Raw genomic sequence first — 16,146 nt, 5'->3', positions numbered from 1 at the left:
CACAGCTATGTTAGCCCAGCGTTGACACCACAGAATCATCGTCATAAGACGATTGTGACGGAATATATTTGTCGGCCGCCCAATCATTCTCCCAGCTTTCGCCATCCAGAAGGTAGCGGAATCGGAATTCTTTTCCTGCTTCCAGATCCAGCGTTTGGGTAAAGCCGCCATTTTTTAATTTTTTCATTGGGGCTGCCTGACTGTCCCAGTCATTAAATTCTCCCACCAGTTGCACCGAATCGGCGCTTTGTGCCTCTTCCTGGGTCAATTTGAATGTAACTTTGCAAACGGGTTTTGATTTTAAATATTTTTTAGTGAGTGCCATGCTGTGTATCCTAAGTTAAATTGTAATAAAATTACATATAGTGCTTATTTATACCGCACAAAACTAATATTATCACTGTTATTGTGTAATAAAAGTACTAAAAAGGTGCGAAAGCAACAGTTTACTGTGTGAATTTTGCAATTGTGTTGCCAGCTTTGGACTCTGCATGACTATTTACCTGGGGTCGGACCAGTACTCAGCTATTTTCCTGATCCCGGACCATAGTGAATGGAGCTGGTATCAGGGTCTGTTTCACGAAGAAATCGCGCCTGGTTAGAACACAACGTGTACTGCGAATATCAACAGACTTTACATTAACCAGGCGTAGCTAAATTTAACGAACAGGCTGCGGTCATCTTTTTCTAAATCCGTTAACCTGTCATCCTCATAGGCGTAGTCTGCGTAACCGGCAAAAAATACCGTCTGAGGGTTTATTTTGTAACTGTAAATCAGTTGCGTTGCGATATCCGCATAGGATTCGTCCGGCAAGTCGTCGGCAGCCCGACCCGGTTGGTTGGCGAGATTGTGAGTAATACGTGTATAGATCAGGTTGAGTTTGATGGAGTTTCTGACATCAACATTATACTTTATCCGCACATCTGCCTGATGCGCCGTAAATACTTCTGCTTCATCAGCGTCCAGCTGTTCATACAAATAACGTACTTCTGCTCTCAGGTGCGCATTGATGCTGTATTCAAATGCCGGACGCCAGGTAAAACGGTCTGCCAGACGGTTGTTTGCAAAGTCAATTTGCTTGCCAAATACAAATTCATTTTCCAAAAACAAACCGGCAGCAGGCTGAAAATTGCCGTAAACAAAACAAAAGTTGCGGTTAAACAGCGTGGTATTTCCCGCGATGGCCAGGCTTGATGCATCCTGACGCTTTCCCACGTGTTCATTTGCGATACAACCTATTTCACCAAAAGACTGCATAGGCCCATCAAAGTTAAAAATGACTTCCACTTCTCGTTCAATCACATCACCGGCTTCATTGTGAGTAATGTCCCAGTCGGACCTTAATTCAGAGCTTGTCCACCAGTCACTCTCTTCGCCATACCAGATCAAACCTCCGCCCAACAGTGCTTTGTTGTAATCCGTCCGGCTTTCAAAACCTAAATCGGCTCTGTGATCGCTGCCAATACTGCGAAAATCCGCATACATAAACCAGTCTCTTTCTTCATGGTCGTAGGCTAAATACCACGCGTTATCATTCAGCCCGGTATAATTTTGGGTTCGCAACACCTGTTCATTGGTAATACAGTTGGAAAAACTACATTCAATGTTTGCCTGTCGACAATCTTCCTGTTCACAAAATTCGTTACTGAGCCATTCGGGATACTCAGTGTCACTGACAACGAATTGCGCTTTGATAATATCCTGGGCAGTTATCTTATAGGTTACATCTACAGAGCCCGTGTAGTTGTGGTAATCATCCGAAGTCCGGAAGGTGCCCAGCAAACCAACAGAAAGATCGGCATTGGCATCATAGCGATACCGGACCGCAGCATTGTTACTGTCCTGATTGAGTTCGGCTATGTCTGAGCGCAGATTACCGGGCACCAGAAACGTGGTATTGCTATCGTCTGCCGCGAACAGACCAAAGGTGTGCTTACCCGATTTGCCGGTTAATTTGGCACCGACATCCGGTGCGCCAATATTGCGGGTATATACCATGTCAAACTGGCTATTGAACATATCCTGATTTTCCAGGAAAAAAGGTCGCTTTTCGGGAAAAAACAACGTGAAGTTGTTATTCAGCCCTAATTGTGCAGAGTCGGCCTCTACCTGCGAAAAATCGGGATTGATGGTGGCGTTTAGAAAAATGTCTGAACTGATACTCCATTTTATATCCAGTCCCGGCTCAATATTCGTCTTGCTCTGCCAGTCGGTGAACTGATAACCACCGGCCACGTCTTCGCTCTCTTGCAGTTCCCGGGTTTGCCGGTAACCCAGCGCCAAAGTCGGCACTATCGCCAACGAGTTTCCTTGTTGCATCCCTTCAAATCCCTGAATTTCTTCCATTTGACAGGCCCAGCAATCGTTGTTTCGATCGATTTTCATGCTGGAAATTCGCTGTCGTTCACTTCTGGGGTAAAAACGCAAAAATTCTACGGCCCAGGTTTGTTCTCCCTGACCTGGATTAAAGTTAAAGTTTCGCAGCGGAATGGCCATCTCAACGGTAAAGCCCTCTTCGTGTATTCTGCCTTCTGAATCCCAGAGGCCGTCCCAGGCGTCACTTTCACTATTTCTGATCACGTTTTCTATACTGTCTAACTGGACACCCAGGGGATTAACGAAAAACTGGAAAACCAGGCGATGATCATTATAGGGATCGAGCTTTATGCCAACCAGATCGTCGCGCCAGACTTTGTCGCGATCATTATAAAAGGCCCTGATCGCCTCGGGATTGGGATCATAAGCCTGAAAAGCCACAAACAAGGTATCCCCATTTTCAAAATAACTTACCTCAGTTTGTACTAACGGCGGGGTGTTTTCCTGTGGCCAGGTGATGTTGTTTAAGTGTATTTTTGCGGCATGTTGCCAGGCCGAATCATCCAAAACGCCATCTATTTTAATCGTATCTATAACCTTAGGCACTTTAGGTGGGTTAGCACTGGCACCAACAGAAAATATCAGGCACAACAGCCCCACAAAATGTCGCATTGATTTCCTTAACAGTTCTTAGTCGCTTTATAGCGTAGGTTATTTCTTTTATAAGCAGCAACTTTGATTTCGCTGCAATGGAAAAGCAAAAGCTTAATCGTATATTTGAAGTTGTAAATGCAAAGCGGCATATTTCAGGACAGCAAACCGCATAACCATCTAAACTTATGACATTATGGAGGAAGTTGCTACGCAGAGCAGCAGATACTAAAAACGCTCCAGGAGGAGCGTTTCTTCTTAAACCGGAAAAAAACGTTTAGTAACGTTTTCTCTGACCACCACCATTGTTAGTGCGTGGCTTCGGTGGACGAGCTTCATTCACGACAACAGCTCGACCGCCAACTTCTTTGCCATTCAGGCCTTCAATTGCGCTTTCGCCATCTGCTTTAGATTCAAACTCTACAAATCCAAATCCCTTTGAGCGATTGGTTTCTCTTTCCATAATGATCTTGGCAGATAAAACATTACCGAAAGGAGCAAACGCTTCTTCCAACTCGGCATCAGTCAACCGGTAGGACAAGTTACCAACGTATAATTTCATGATCTCTTCTCTTTGACTGTTGTAGTAATACGCCACAAGGCTCCAACAATCAAAGTCACCTAATGCCGCGAGTGCCGCCTCAATGCTTCACCCAATCCCGTCTCGCAGTCTGATGCAGCTAAGGGTAAAATGCAACACAATTTTTGTTAAATAATTATTAATGCAAAATGACACCTATCCCTTGTACGCTCTGGCTCATAGTATTTTTCGCTGATGTGAGTTCAACAAATTTTTGTGTGAAAATTTGTAATCGGGATGGGTAAATTAAAAAACCTGTTGGAGAAAACGAATTAACACAGGGTTGCTCAAAAAATGTGCCAATTTTAATCGTGTGGGCGAAATTCATCAAACAGCAGCACAAATGACACATTATCGTCATTTTATTCTCTTATTTTTTTAAAGGAATTTAATCCCTTAATTTTTGACTTAAAACTGTTTCAATGACCCCTATCAAATTGCCAGAGACTATACGCTTATCCTCTTTGGTTACATTGGTTGTATCCCTTTGTGTCTGGCTGATGCTGCTGTTTCACTTCAACGCCGATTCGCCCATTTTGGTAATCAATTATTACGATGTCGTGAGCGAAATATTCTCAATTTCGTTTGTACTACTGCTGTTGGGAGTGAATTTGCGTCTTGAGTCAGAAACTCGTGAATCTAAGATGTTGTTCGTCGGATTTTGTTTCATGTTGGTAGGAGACGCCCACGATCTGATGGATGAATTTGTGAATATTCGGCCCGACTGGATAGCGCTGCTGTTAGAAAATGTGGCAACCAATGTTGGTATCGTGCTTGTGGCCGTGGCTATCTTTCATTGGTCAGGCCGATACAAAGAACAACTGCAATTGCTAAACAGGCAAAAAGAGATCCTCATAGATGCCAGCAACACCGATCCCTTAACCAAGCTATATAATCGCAGATTCCTGAACAACGAATTTATTCAGAACATGCTGGGGTCGCAGGCACAAAACCCGCGAACCCTGTTGTTACTGGATTTGGACCGATTTAAATCCGTTAATGACAACTATGGGCACGGCACAGGGGATAAGTTGATTGTGTTGATTGCCAATGTCATTAAAAGGGAAATTCGTCAGCAGGATTATGCGTTTCGCTATGGCGGTGAGGAGTTTTTGGTGGTTTTGAACTGTCATCACGAGGTGGCCCATAAAGTTGCAGAGCGGATCAGGGCACAGTTTCAGGAAGCTGAGTTTGATGTGGCAGATGGCACATTGCACAAAACGGTGAGTATTGGTTTGTACGAGATCCCGCAACACTCCTCGTTTGAAGCCGCTTTAGATATCGCCGACAAAGCGCTGTATCAGGCAAAAAATCGGGGCCGAAACTGTGTGGTTTCAGGCACCCAAAACAGTTTCGCCTGATTTATACCTGCATGGTTTTAGTTCACGCCATAACTGGCGCGATACTTGTCTACCCACATGGCTGTTGCCCCACAAATGGCGACCGGCATCACAATAAAGTTAACGATGGGGATCATTGAGAAAAAGGTGACTGTAATACCAAACAAAAAGGCGTCTTTTTTATTGGCAGCCAGTTCGGCGCGCATTTTTTTAAAAGCCACTTTATGGTTGTCAAATGGGTAGTCGCAGTATTGAATGGCCATCATCCATGCGGTGAACAAAAACCAGATAACCTGACCAAATACCGGCAAAATGAAAAACAGAATTAAAAACCCTACCGCCCGTGGAATATAGTAAAGCAGTTTCACCACCTCCCGCCCCAGGGTTCTGGGAATGTCTTTTAACAGATCAGTAAATCCACCACCGGCGACAGGTTGCCCGGTGAGAATGAGTTCTATACGCTCTGCTAATAATCCGTTAAATGGTGCGGCAATCCAGTTTGCCAGAGTGCCAAAAATGAATGCTGAAAAGAGCAGTATAATTAACACTGCCAGAGGCCAGATAATATAGGCCAGGCTGTCTTTCAGCCAATCCAGCCAGTCGGGTATCCAGGCGGTGACTTCTTCCACCAGTGGGTTTATTTGTCCGAATAAATAATAGAATGCCACACTAAAAAGTAGCACGTTTACCACCAAAGGTACGATGACAAACAGGCGCACGCCCGGTCTGGAAATCAGGTCAAAGCCTTGAAAGAAGTAGTCTAATCCGGATTTATTATTCATAGTTTCCCTGTGAGTATGCTATCGCCGCCATAATAACGAAAGCCGGAATGGGATTAAACCGGTTCGTTATAGGGAATTGTTACAGATATTGAGAAGTGGTAGATTACTGAAACTGAGCCCGGAAAAACAAAAACAATTTAGCGTGCTACTCCTTTTACTTCAAACAGGCCAATCATAAAATGCGTCTCAATAAGATTCGCCTGGCTGGATTCAAGTCCTTTGTGGACCCGACAAACATCCCATTTCCGGATGATATGACCGCTATTGTGGGACCCAATGGTTGCGGTAAATCCAATGTAATTGACGCCGTGCGTTGGGTGCTGGGTGAAAGCTCTGCAAAAAACCTGCGTGGCGATGCCATGACAGACGTTATCTTTAATGGTTCCTCGTCGCGTAAACCCGTTTCTCAATGCAGCGTCGAGCTGGTATTTGACAACAGCAGTCAGCGTATTCAGGGTGAATATGCGGCGTTCAACGAGATTTCCGTTAAACGTGTGGTGACCCGGGACGCGCAGTCCAACTATTACCTCAACGGTGCCCGGTGTCGTCGCCGGGATGTCACTGATTTGTTTTTAGGAACAGGATTAGGGCCCCGCAGTTACGCCATTATCGAGCAGGGAATGATTTCCCGCCTGATTGAATCTAAACCTCAGGAATTGCGGGTGTTCATTGAGGAGGCTGCCGGTGTATCCAAATACAAAGAGAGACGACGCGAAACCGAAAACCGCATTCGTCATACCCGGGACAACCTGGACCGCCTGGGCGATGTGCGGACCGAGTTAGGACAGCAACTGGACAAACTGCAAAGGCAGGCCGCCGCTGCCAAACGCTATACTGAGCTCAAAGCCAAAGAACGAGCCTACAAAGGTCAGTTGGCCGCAATTCGGTGGTTAAAACACAGCGAAAAAATCGCCGATCTAGAGCAACAGGTGCAGCAACAGGAAGCAAACATCGAAGCTTACATTGCCAAACAGCGTGGCGATGAAAAAGAAATCACTGAACTGCGAGAGCAACAGCAGGAAGTCAAACAGCAAATCGCCGATATTCAACATCAGTTTTATCTGGTGGGGAATGAAATAACGCGTCTGGAACAAAACAAAATTTTTCGTTTGCAGCGTGAGAGCCAACTCAACGAAGAAATCAATACGGCAGAATCATTGGCCGAAGAACTGTCAATGGGACTGGAACAGGCACAGGAAAAATCTTTAATTCTGGCCGAGCAACTGGATGCTTTAGAGCCGGAAGCGGAAATTCTCAACGAAGCGTTGATGGATGCTGAAGAGCAACTGGCAAGACTGCAGGATGAATGGCTGGAAAAACAAAAAAACTGGCGCAGCGCAGATCAACAATTTACACACTTAAAACAACAGGCGCAAAATCGGCACAGCCGCATTCAGGGCTTGTTACAGGTTCAGTTGCGTACCGAGCAGCGCATAAAAGAACTGCACTCAGAATTGAACCAGGATTTGGACCCTCAGTTGGTGTCTGAATTGGAAGAAGCGCTGTTGCGTAGCGAGCAACTCGACGAAACCGAACACCTGGCGCAGCAATCTTGTGATTCACTGGTGACACGCAAGGCACAAAGCCAGGCACAGCTGCAAACCCTGCGCACAGAACGAGAAGCGCAGCACAAACAACTCAGTCGTCTGGAAAGTCAACTGGAAAGCGCCCGCATACAGTATCAACGGCAATTTGAAACTGCCGGTGAAGAGCAGCGCTGGCTCGAAGCGCAGCCAGATGCCCGGCCTCTGTGGCAAACATTACAGGTAGAAGATGGCTGGCAATATGCTGTTGAAACCGCAGGGCAACAGTGGCGCACCGCCTGGCTGCTAAGCCAGGAAGCGGATAATGCATTGCCAAAGGGTTTGCCACTGTTTTTTTCTGACCTCATGAGTGCCGAAAAAAGGCCTGCAAGTCTGGCTGAAAAGTGTCTTAACAAGGTCGTGCCACACTGGCTGAATAACATTTTTGTGGTGGATGACTCCAAACAGGCCATACAAATCAGAGAAACCCTGGAACCCGGTTACAGTGTGATCACTCAGGCGGGAGAATGGTTTGGCAGTGACTGGCGCATTTCCGGTTTAGATAATCGTCATGAGAGCCCGTTGCAGCAAAAGTCAAAAATCGATTTGCTAGACACCCAGTTGCTACAACAACTGGACTTAACGCAGCAGGCAGACGACAGCTTCCGTGAGCAGGAAGCGGCATTGGAGTCTATCAGTACCGCGCTGAAAGACGCGGAACTTGTTTTGCAGTCAACTAAATTAGAAAGGCAACACCTGACGCAGCAAATCCGGTTACTGGAAAACCAGCAACAACAACACCTTCATAAACAAGGGAGAATCAAAGAGGAATTAGCCCAGCAGCAAGCACAGTTAGAAGAAGAAAAAATGCAACTGGAAGAGCTGGCCATGGAAGTAGAAGAGCTGGAAATGCAGATTGCTGAGTTAGAAGAAGGGCACGGCGATATAGAACAGCAGCGCAACCAGTACGAAGATAAACTGGCAAACGCCCGAATGGCAGTGGAAAACACCCGAACTCAGCAACACAGTGTGGCGTTAAAGCTTCAGGATGTGCGTTTTCAGGCTGATGCCAATAACAATAAACTGCACACTGGCAATGTGGAGGCTCAGCGCAACCAGGAAAAGTTACGCCGTCTTAAACAAGAGCTAAATGAACTGCTTGAACCGGGCGAAGGTCAGCAAGGAAAACTGGATGAACTGCTGGCACAAAAGCAGGCTTTAGCTGATACACAACTGCAGTTCAACCAACAGTTACAAACCCTGGAAGAACAACTGGCAGACGCGGAAAAAGGGCAGGTTGGTGTGCAACAACAAGTGGAAAAAATGCGCGCTGAAGCCCAGTCACTGCAGCTGGAAATTGAGCGAAATCGCACCCGCGCCAATACCTTTGTAGAACAGCTGCAAGAGATGCAACAGTCGCTGAAACAGATATTGGAGCATCTGCCCGATGATTGTGACGAAGAAGTGTGGCGTGTGGAACTGGAAAAAACCACGTCGGCGCTGCAAAAACTTGGTGCGGTAAACCTGGCCGCTGTGGATGAATACCAGGTGCAGTCAGAGCGAAAGCAACATTTAGATACACAAAATGATGATCTGGAAGCGGCGCTGGAAACATTAGAAAATGCCATCAGAAAAATAGACAAAGAGACCCGCACACGCTTCAAGGAAACTTTCGAAAAAGTCAATGAAGACGTTAAAATGCTGTTCCCGAAGGTGTTTGGTGGTGGAGCCGCCTGGCTGGAACTCACCGGCGAAGATTTGCTGGAAACGGGCGTTACAATCATGGCCAGACCACCCGGAAAGAAAAACAGTACAATTCACCTGCTTTCTGGTGGAGAAAAAGCCCTGACCGCTTTATCATTGGTTTTTGCAATATTCAGGCTAAATCCGGCACCATTTTGTTTGCTTGATGAAGTAGACGCACCATTAGATGATGCGAATGTAGGCCGATTTTGTAAACTGGTTTCCGAAATGTCGAAAACCGTACAGTTTATTTTTATAACCCATAATAAGATTGCGATGGAAATGGCTTACCACTTAACCGGAGTGACCATGGCGGAGCCGGGCGTGTCCCGTATCGTTGCTGTGGATGTGGAAGAAGCTGTTGCTATTGCAAACGCATAATTTTGAAAGCGCCAAACAATAATAAAATATGCGCTGTTTAACAAAGGGTGACCATAGAAATGGATGAATTCCGACTTGCGCTAATTGGTATCGGTATATTTGCCATAGTGGGCATACTAGCTCATGGCATGTGGACTATACGAAAAAATAACAAGGCTAAAAACAGTGAAGCCGACAGTCTTTCCCAGGCAGAACGTGCCGAGCCGGGGATTGTGATCAGTGATGATGATCCTTTGTTATCCGCCGATGAGAAAGTAAACGACCTGCAGTATGAGCAGGACGAAGACACGGAGTACGACCCTTTAGTGGGCGATGTGCCTTTGTATACGGATAGCGATATTGCATCACCTTCTGTTAAACAGAGTGCGCCAGCGCCAGCCGCTGCTGAATCCACGAAACGCGAAAATTATGACGAAGACGGGATTGGTGCCGTTCGCGTTGTATCTGATGCCCCGGCACAGAAACCAGAGCCAAAGGCTGCAACCCCTGACGTTGCAGTATCGGAGCCGGATGTCGCTGAGTCTGATGATATGCCGGAACCGCCTTCCAGTTTATTAAAAAAGGACGTACCGCTAAGCCGCAAAGTGTCTGCCGATGACATTCCCATGATCGATACCTCAATCGAAATTGAAGATGCGCCACGTCGAGGCAGTGCCCTGAAAAGTGAACATACCCGAACCGAAGTGGTAGGGGGCAATAAACTGGGACGCAATGCAGATTCCATTGCTGCCAAAGCTAAAAAGCTGGTGGGCCGAAAATCAGAAGACAATGACGCAAAAGCGAAGAAGAGCAGGAACGCGGAAAAAGACCGGGATCAGTTCGGCCTGGATTTGGAAACCTCACCAGAGCGGGAAGCACCCACCGACAATAAACTGTCTGCTGATGCTGCTTCTGAGGATACGCAACAAAACGAAGTGCTTATCCTGAATGTACGTGTGCCTGAAGGTAAAACCATCCAGGGGGCGGCATTATTGCCGTCATTGTTGACCCTGGGCTTTAAATTTGGCGAACACAATATGTTTCATCGTCATGCGGCCAGTAATGGTAAAGGCCCGCGCCTGTTTACCCTGGCGAACATGTTCAACCCGGGTACCTTTGATATCGATAACATGGAAAACTTCAATACCCGGGGGTTATCGTTGTTTATGACCTTGCCTATCGAAGCAGATGCACATCAGGTCTTTAATATGATGCACAATGCGGCCAGAAAGCTGGCTGATGAATTTGGTGCCCAGGTACTGGATAGCCGGCGTAGTGTGTTAACCAAGCAGAGCTTGCAACAGTATGTTGAAAAAATCAGAGAGTTTGAGCGACGCCGTATGATTCGCCGCGCCTGACCTCCACTTTATCATCGGGCGGCGCAAAGCCGCCCGAAAAAACGCTATAATTCCCCAAGAGATTGATTAAGGTAAATTACCATTATGTCTGCCAATGACAGCCTGATTAGTGAGTTACAGTTACTGAAAACTCAGCTAAACGAATACAATTATCAATATTATGTGCTGGACACACCGACCGTTCCGGACAGTGAATACGACAGGCAATTACGTCGATTGCAGGAAATCGAAGCTGCCCATCCAGAACTCATTACTGCCGATTCGCCCAGCCAAAAAGTAGGCGGGGCGCCACTGGATGCGTTCCGTCAGATCACCCATGAATTACCCATGTTATCGCTGGACAACGCCTTTAATGAAGAAGAGCTATTCGCGTTTGAGAAGCGTCTCAAAGATCGGCTAAAGCGTGACGTTGAGATAGATTACAGCTGCGAACCCAAACTGGACGGCCTGGCTGTCAGTATTCTGTATGAAAACGGTCAGTTTGTAAGAGCAGCCACACGCGGTGATGGTCGTGTGGGCGAAGACATTACCGCCAATGTGCGTACTATTAAAAATGTGCCCCTGAGCCTTAGAGGTGATGACTTTCCGGCTCGTTTAGAGGTCCGTGGTGAAGTCTTTATGTCGCTTGCCGGATTTGCGGCATTGAATGCGGCGCAAAAAGCGAGTGAAAAAAAGGTGTTTGCCAATCCAAGAAACGCCGCCGCGGGCAGTTTGCGCCAGTTGGATTCGCGTATCACTGCGTCTCGCCCTCTGATGTTCTATGCCTATTCCGTTGGCGTTGTGGAAGGCGAAAGACAAGCATTGGCTGATAAACACGCAGAGCGTCTTAATCAACTTGCTCACTGGGGCATGCCACTCAGTCCTGAAGTGGCTGTAGCCAAAGGGGCGAAAGGTTGTCATGCGTATTATCAGGGTTTGGCAACAAAGCGGGCTGCTTTACCTTATGAAATTGACGGTGTAGTGTTCAAGGTCAACGACATTGCGCTGCAACAAGAGTTGGGATTTGTAGCCAGAGCACCGCGTTGGGCTATTGCGCATAAATTCCCGGCTCAGGAAGAAATGACAAAGCTACTGGATGTTGAATTCCAGGTGGGTCGTACCGGTGCCATTACCCCGGTAGCAAGACTGGAACCGGTGTTTGTGGGCGGTGTGACCGTATCTAATGCCACCTTACACAATCAGGACGAAGTCGCCCGGTTACAGGTAAAAATTGGCGATACGGTGATAATACGTCGGGCTGGTGATGTGATCCCGCAGGTGGTATCCGTTGTCCTGGAGCAGCGGCCGGACGATGCCCGGGACGTGGTATTTCCGGTTGCCTGTCCTGAATGTGATTCTCACGTAGAACGACTGGATGAGGAAGCGGTATTGCGCTGTACCGGTGGCCTGATATGTCCGGCCCAGTTGAAGGAATCCTTAAAACACTTTGCGTCCCGTAAAGCCATGGATATTGATGGGTTGGGTGATAAGTTGGTGGTGCAACTGGTGGATATGGGACTGGTTAAAACTCCCGCTGACTTTTTCCGTCTTGATGTCGCACCAATTGCCGCTATGGAGCGCATGGGCGAAAAGTCTGCTACCAATATCATTAATGCCCTGGACAAAGCCAAACAAACCACCTTGCCTCGCTTCTTGTATTCTCTGGGGATTCGGGAAGTGGGCGAAGCCACCGCGGCAAATCTGGCCAATCATTTTAAAACTCTGGATGCGGTGATGAATGCCACTCTGGAACAACTGGTGGAAGTGAACGACGTTGGGGAAGTGGTGGCGGCCCATGTCCGACACTTTTTTGCCGAAGAGCACAATCAAATCGTCATTGCGCAGTTACAGGAATTGGGAGTTAACTGGCCGGACATCGAAGACAAGTCCGGTACAGCACAACCCCTGCTGAACAAAACCTTTGTGTTAACCGGTACCCTGAGCGCGATGGGCCGTAATGAGGCTAAAGCAATTTTGCAAAACCTGGGGGCGAAAGTGTCTGGCAGCGTCAGTGCCAAAACAGATTATCTGGTTGCAGGCGAAAAAGCCGGCTCTAAACTCACTAAAGCGCAGGAGCTGGGGGTTACTGTAATGACAGAAGAAGAAATGCTGGCGCTATTTGCGCAGTATTAGCTATAGATCTGATCGTGAAACTATGTGCTTGCTCAGATAGTTTCACTGCCCTCAGACTTCGTTCCCCGAAAAATATCAAGTATTAAACTAAATACCTCAATATCCACGCCGATACTATTAGAGCGTACTTACCTTTTCTGTACAATTTTGCAGCAGTCTGTGTGCAATTTAGACAAGGCGAATGCTTGATGGTCTAGTGGTTCTAAATCAAAAGCACTCAACACAGTATAAATTGCACACAGGCGCTGCCCGAAGGGTTCGTCATATAAGCGCTTTACTCTTTGTTACAGCCCTTTGACTTAGAGCCACTAGGCCTGTAGGACTGTTCCGCGATTAAAGCGCTTATATCTAGAACAAATTTTGGACAGTAAAGGTAAATACGCTCTTATGAGGAAGGTAGTGTTTTCTCCAAAATGACAAGTGCACGCGTTGTGAGGACGAAGTGCCGGTCATCATTATTAATTGCGATGACTATGGGCCGCTTTACAGTGCGTCGGTTTTTCGCTGTCTAAAATAATTAAAAATAACGGGAGGTCCTTGTGGCCTTGTTCGTGAACACGAACGTGTCAGCCTTGATTGCGCAAAACACCTTATTCGATGCAAATGCCGCGTTGAGTGTTTCGTTTGAAAGGCTGTCGTCAGGATTGCGTATTAACAGAGCCGCTGATGATTCAGCAGGACTACAAATTATCAATAAATTTGTAGCGCAGCGTGATGGCCTGGAACAAAGTGTGCGCAACGCCAATGATGCGATTTCTATGACTCAGGTTGCGGAAGGTTCTCTGAAGGAAGTGACTGCATCTTTGCAACGCATTCGGCAGCTGGCAGTACAGTCGCAAAGTGGTATTAACGGCTCTGCTGAGCGAACAGCGATCCAACAGGAAATTACCGCACTGACATCGGAAATGAGCCGGGTGGTGAATGATACCAACTTCGCGGGCAATGCAATTTTGTCCGGTGCTTATTCTGCCCGTTTTCAGATTGGTACGTTTGCCGGCCAAACGATATCGGTAAACCTGTCCCGCAGTGGCGGATTTGGTCCTTCCGGCATTGGTGTTGGCAATGTTGATATCACCACCAATGCGGGCGCTTCTGCGGCGCTAACTGCCCTGGACAGTGCGGTTTCAGCCATTGGCAGGGAAAGGGCGGATATTGGTGCGTTGACCAATCGATTTCAGTCTACCATTCGCAATCTTACTAATGTGCAATCCAATCTGGCATCATCTATGAGTCGCATACAGGACGCGGATTATGCCAAAGAAACCTCCGAACTCACCCGAAACCAAATAATCCAGCAAGCCACAGTTGCAGTGCTGCGTCAGGCAAACAGTTACCCGCAAACGGCTCTGCAACTATTGATCTGAACATAGCCGCTTTCAGTCGGCATTAGTCCGGTATCTGTATCACACCGCGTAAGTAGCGCTGGCCCTGCCCGGAAATATAAACCCATTCCCCCTGTACATCGCAATATAATGTACCGCCTCGTTTTGACGCCTGATGAGCGACTAATTGTGATTTGCCCAGGCGCTTCGCCCAATAGGGGGCCAGACTGGCGTGAATGGAGCCGGTTACCGGATCTTCATCACCGCCATTGGCGGGCCAAAAGTACCGGGATACAAAGTCGTATTCCGTCCCGGGAGCTGTGACGACCAGATCCAGCGGTGCCAGTTGTTTTACCAATTCCAGATCTGGCTGGCATTCAAAGACCTGTTGTTCCGATTCATAAATAGCGTGCCAGGCCTGAACACTCCTGAATATTTGAGTGGGTTTTGGCTTCAGAGCGTTTTCCAGCGCCATTGGAATGACCGGCTCCGATTCCAATTTGCGCACCGGAAAGCGCATGCTAATTTTGCCATCGTCAGATTGAGTAATATCTAACGTTCCCACCGTCTGTGTGTGTATTTGCAGTCTTTTTAGCGCCGGTGTGGCATCAAATAATACCCAACAGGCCGCTAGGGTAGCATGACCACAAAAATCGATTTCAGTCAGTGGAGAAAACCAGCGAATGCTGTACTCAGACTCTGAGTTTTTAACCAGAAAGGCCGTCTCTGCAAGATTGTTTTCACTGGCTATCTGTTGCATCAGATTCGCTGATAACCAGGAATCGCGAATAACTACTGCAGCGGGATTGCCCGCAAAGAGGCGGTTGGTAAAGGCGTCTATAATATGCATTTCTTGCAGCATCAGCATTCTCGATTAGTAAATGTTTACAATAAGTTACAGTAAATAAAAAATGCTAGTGTACTATTTTCGACGACGTTTTCGCAGCAATGGAAGGTAAAAATGTACGATCCGATTGAACGCTTACAGACGATTTGGTCTCAGGCAAAAAACAACCCGTTACTACAACAAAAAAGTGCGGTTTGTGTCTCCACCATAAATGCTGAGGGCTTCCCCGATGGGCGTTTTGTGGACCTGAAAGAAATCAGTCAAGCAGGCATTTTGTTTTGTTCCGGCTATGACTCACAAAAAGGCCGGGATATAGCGCGCAACCCGAAAGTCGCCATGACTGCCTGGTGGGAACCGGTGGATTACCAGGTTCGCCTGTTTGGTGTGGCGGAAAAGATTGATTCTTCACTGGCCGATAAATATTGGCAATCTCGACATCAGAGTGCCCGCATTATTTCGGCTCATATGCAGCAAAGCCTGCCTGCTGATTCGCTTCAGGCTATTCAGGAAAACTTTAAAAACGCACAAGCTCAGTGGCAGGAGAAGATGGTTCCCCGACCTGCAAACTGGGGAGGCTATCGGGTAATACCACAGCAAATTGAACTGTTGCGCTTTGAGGCCTCGCGATTACACTACAGGGAATGCTTCACAAAGACAGGTTCTCAATGGCATTATCAGGTTTTACAACCCTGAATACAGCGTAAATCTGATGACCGATAACCATGCTCAGCAAAAACTTGAATTAAGCGACGATAAACAGTTACTGGATGTGGAACTGATCCATGACTTTTTAGCGAATCAAAGTTACTGGGCCAAAGATATTTCACTGGAGCGCGTAGTGGTGTCGCTGGAAAACTCTCTGTGTATTGGTGCCTATTTAGGCAATCACCAGGTGGGATTTGTGCGGGTTATTACGGATTATGCCACTTACGCCAATATCAAAGATGTCTTTGTGGTGCCGGCTTATCGCGGCAACGGAATCGCCCGGGAACTGATGCGCTTTACTATGGCGCATCCGCATTTGCAGGGGCTCAGAAGAATGACACTGACCTCGAGTGATGCCAGAGGGTTGTATGAAAAATTTGGTTTTGCAGCATTGCAGAAGCCGGACACGCACATGGAAATTCACTGTCCGGATATTTATAAACAGCTGTCGGAATAGTCCGGCGTATTGTGACGATAGCAGAGGCGTAAATATTTTCCGAAAGTTG

The 16,146-nt window shown here is 47.1% G+C and carries 12 protein-coding genes; 7 read left to right on the top strand and 5 right to left on the bottom strand.

Annotated elements, in window-relative coordinates; genetic code table 11:
• Positions 1–10: 10 nt before the first annotated feature.
• From AC0J20_RS04025 to AC0J20_RS04015, 3 genes are all read right to left on the bottom strand, one after another.
• Positions 11–325: an isoamylase early set domain-containing protein gene (locus AC0J20_RS04025; protein WP_229530564.1), complete on the bottom strand. Its 315-nt coding sequence runs from the start codon at positions 323–325 to the stop codon at positions 11–13.
• A 309-nt stretch (positions 326–634) separates the two neighbouring features.
• Positions 635–2,989, bottom strand: coding sequence for a carbohydrate binding family 9 domain-containing protein (locus AC0J20_RS04020; protein WP_473020718.1), 2,355 nt, complete (start codon positions 2,987–2,989; stop codon positions 635–637).
• Positions 2,990–3,245: 256 nt separating this feature from the next.
• Positions 3,246–3,530 carry an RNA recognition motif domain-containing protein gene (locus tag AC0J20_RS04015; RefSeq protein ID WP_229530566.1) on the bottom strand — a complete coding sequence of 95 codons (285 nt, stop codon included), beginning with the start codon at positions 3,528–3,530 and terminating at the stop codon, positions 3,246–3,248.
• A 440-nt stretch (positions 3,531–3,970) separates the two neighbouring features.
• Between AC0J20_RS04015 and AC0J20_RS04010 the strand changes: the two genes are divergently transcribed.
• Complete coding sequence (locus tag AC0J20_RS04010) at positions 3,971–4,909, top strand: GGDEF domain-containing protein (RefSeq protein WP_473020717.1); 939 nt, start codon at positions 3,971–3,973, stop codon at positions 4,907–4,909.
• A 17-nt stretch (positions 4,910–4,926) separates the two neighbouring features.
• Here AC0J20_RS04010 and cysZ read toward each other — a convergent pair whose 3' ends face one another.
• On the bottom strand, positions 4,927–5,670 hold the full coding sequence (cysZ, locus tag AC0J20_RS04005; protein WP_473020716.1) for a sulfate transporter CysZ: 744 nt from the start codon (positions 5,668–5,670) through the stop codon (positions 4,927–4,929).
• Between the two features lie 179 nt (positions 5,671–5,849).
• Between cysZ and smc the strand changes: the two genes are divergently transcribed.
• The 4 genes from smc to AC0J20_RS03985 all read left to right on the top strand — a co-directional run bounded on the left by smc (position 5,850) and on the right by AC0J20_RS03985 (position 14,130).
• Entirely contained in the window at positions 5,850–9,317 is a 3,468-nt protein-coding gene (gene smc / locus AC0J20_RS04000; RefSeq protein WP_473020715.1) for a chromosome segregation protein SMC, read from the top strand.
• 59 nt (positions 9,318–9,376) lie between these two features.
• Positions 9,377–10,654, top strand: a complete 1,278-nt coding sequence (gene zipA / locus AC0J20_RS03995) for a cell division protein ZipA (RefSeq protein WP_473020714.1) — start codon at positions 9,377–9,379, stop codon at positions 10,652–10,654.
• 84 nt (positions 10,655–10,738) lie between these two features.
• Positions 10,739–12,766 carry an NAD-dependent DNA ligase LigA gene (ligA, locus tag AC0J20_RS03990; protein ID WP_473020713.1) on the top strand — a complete coding sequence of 676 codons (2,028 nt, stop codon included), beginning with the start codon at positions 10,739–10,741 and terminating at the stop codon, positions 12,764–12,766.
• A gap of 539 nt (positions 12,767–13,305) precedes the next feature.
• The gene (locus AC0J20_RS03985) at positions 13,306–14,130 is read left to right on the top strand and encodes a flagellin N-terminal helical domain-containing protein (RefSeq protein WP_229530572.1); all 825 of its coding nucleotides are present in this window, start codon (positions 13,306–13,308) and stop codon (positions 14,128–14,130) included.
• Positions 14,131–14,152: 22 nt separating this feature from the next.
• Here the strand turns inward: AC0J20_RS03985 and AC0J20_RS03980 are convergent, their stop codons facing one another.
• A complete protein-coding gene (locus AC0J20_RS03980; protein ID WP_473020712.1) occupies positions 14,153–14,950 on the bottom strand; it encodes a PhzF family phenazine biosynthesis protein in 798 nt (265 codons plus the stop codon).
• A gap of 99 nt (positions 14,951–15,049) precedes the next feature.
• On the opposite strand from AC0J20_RS03980, the gene AC0J20_RS03975 reads away from it, so the two are divergent.
• Together AC0J20_RS03975 and AC0J20_RS03970 are read left to right on the top strand one after the other, a co-directional pair.
• Positions 15,050–15,628, top strand: coding sequence for a pyridoxine/pyridoxamine 5'-phosphate oxidase (locus AC0J20_RS03975; protein WP_473020711.1), 579 nt, complete (start codon positions 15,050–15,052; stop codon positions 15,626–15,628).
• 16 nt (positions 15,629–15,644) lie between these two features.
• On the top strand, positions 15,645–16,097 hold the full coding sequence (locus tag AC0J20_RS03970) for a GNAT family N-acetyltransferase (protein WP_229530575.1): 453 nt from the start codon (positions 15,645–15,647) through the stop codon (positions 16,095–16,097).
• The last annotated feature ends 49 nt before the right edge of the window (positions 16,098–16,146 follow it).

Source organism: Planctobacterium sp. R6, assembly GCF_055755215.1.
This window is presented reverse-complemented; position numbering and strand designations above follow the sequence as displayed.

What these genes read in the sequence shown, in the direction of transcription:
- cysZ (WP_473020716.1), bottom strand. Translation starts at nt 5,670, where the DNA reads ATGAATAATAAATCCGGATTAGACTACTTCTTTCAAGGCTTTGACCTG.
- AC0J20_RS03980 (WP_473020712.1), bottom strand. Translation starts at nt 14,950, where the DNA reads ATGCTGCAAGAAATGCATATTATAGACGCCTTTACCAACCGCCTCTTT.
- AC0J20_RS04020 (WP_473020718.1), bottom strand. Translation starts at nt 2,989, where the DNA reads ATGCGACATTTTGTGGGGCTGTTGTGCCTGATATTTTCTGTTGGTGCC.
- ligA (WP_473020713.1), top strand. Translation starts at nt 10,739, where the DNA reads ATGTCTGCCAATGACAGCCTGATTAGTGAGTTACAGTTACTGAAAACT.
- AC0J20_RS03975 (WP_473020711.1), top strand. Translation starts at nt 15,050, where the DNA reads ATGTACGATCCGATTGAACGCTTACAGACGATTTGGTCTCAGGCAAAA.
- AC0J20_RS04010 (WP_473020717.1), top strand. Translation starts at nt 3,971, where the DNA reads ATGACCCCTATCAAATTGCCAGAGACTATACGCTTATCCTCTTTGGTT.
- AC0J20_RS04015 (WP_229530566.1), bottom strand. Translation starts at nt 3,530, where the DNA reads ATGAAATTATACGTTGGTAACTTGTCCTACCGGTTGACTGATGCCGAG.
- AC0J20_RS04025 (WP_229530564.1), bottom strand. Translation starts at nt 325, where the DNA reads ATGGCACTCACTAAAAAATATTTAAAATCAAAACCCGTTTGCAAAGTT.
- smc (WP_473020715.1), top strand. Translation starts at nt 5,850, where the DNA reads ATGCGTCTCAATAAGATTCGCCTGGCTGGATTCAAGTCCTTTGTGGAC.
- AC0J20_RS03970 (WP_229530575.1), top strand. Translation starts at nt 15,645, where the DNA reads ATGACCGATAACCATGCTCAGCAAAAACTTGAATTAAGCGACGATAAA.
- zipA (WP_473020714.1), top strand. Translation starts at nt 9,377, where the DNA reads ATGGATGAATTCCGACTTGCGCTAATTGGTATCGGTATATTTGCCATA.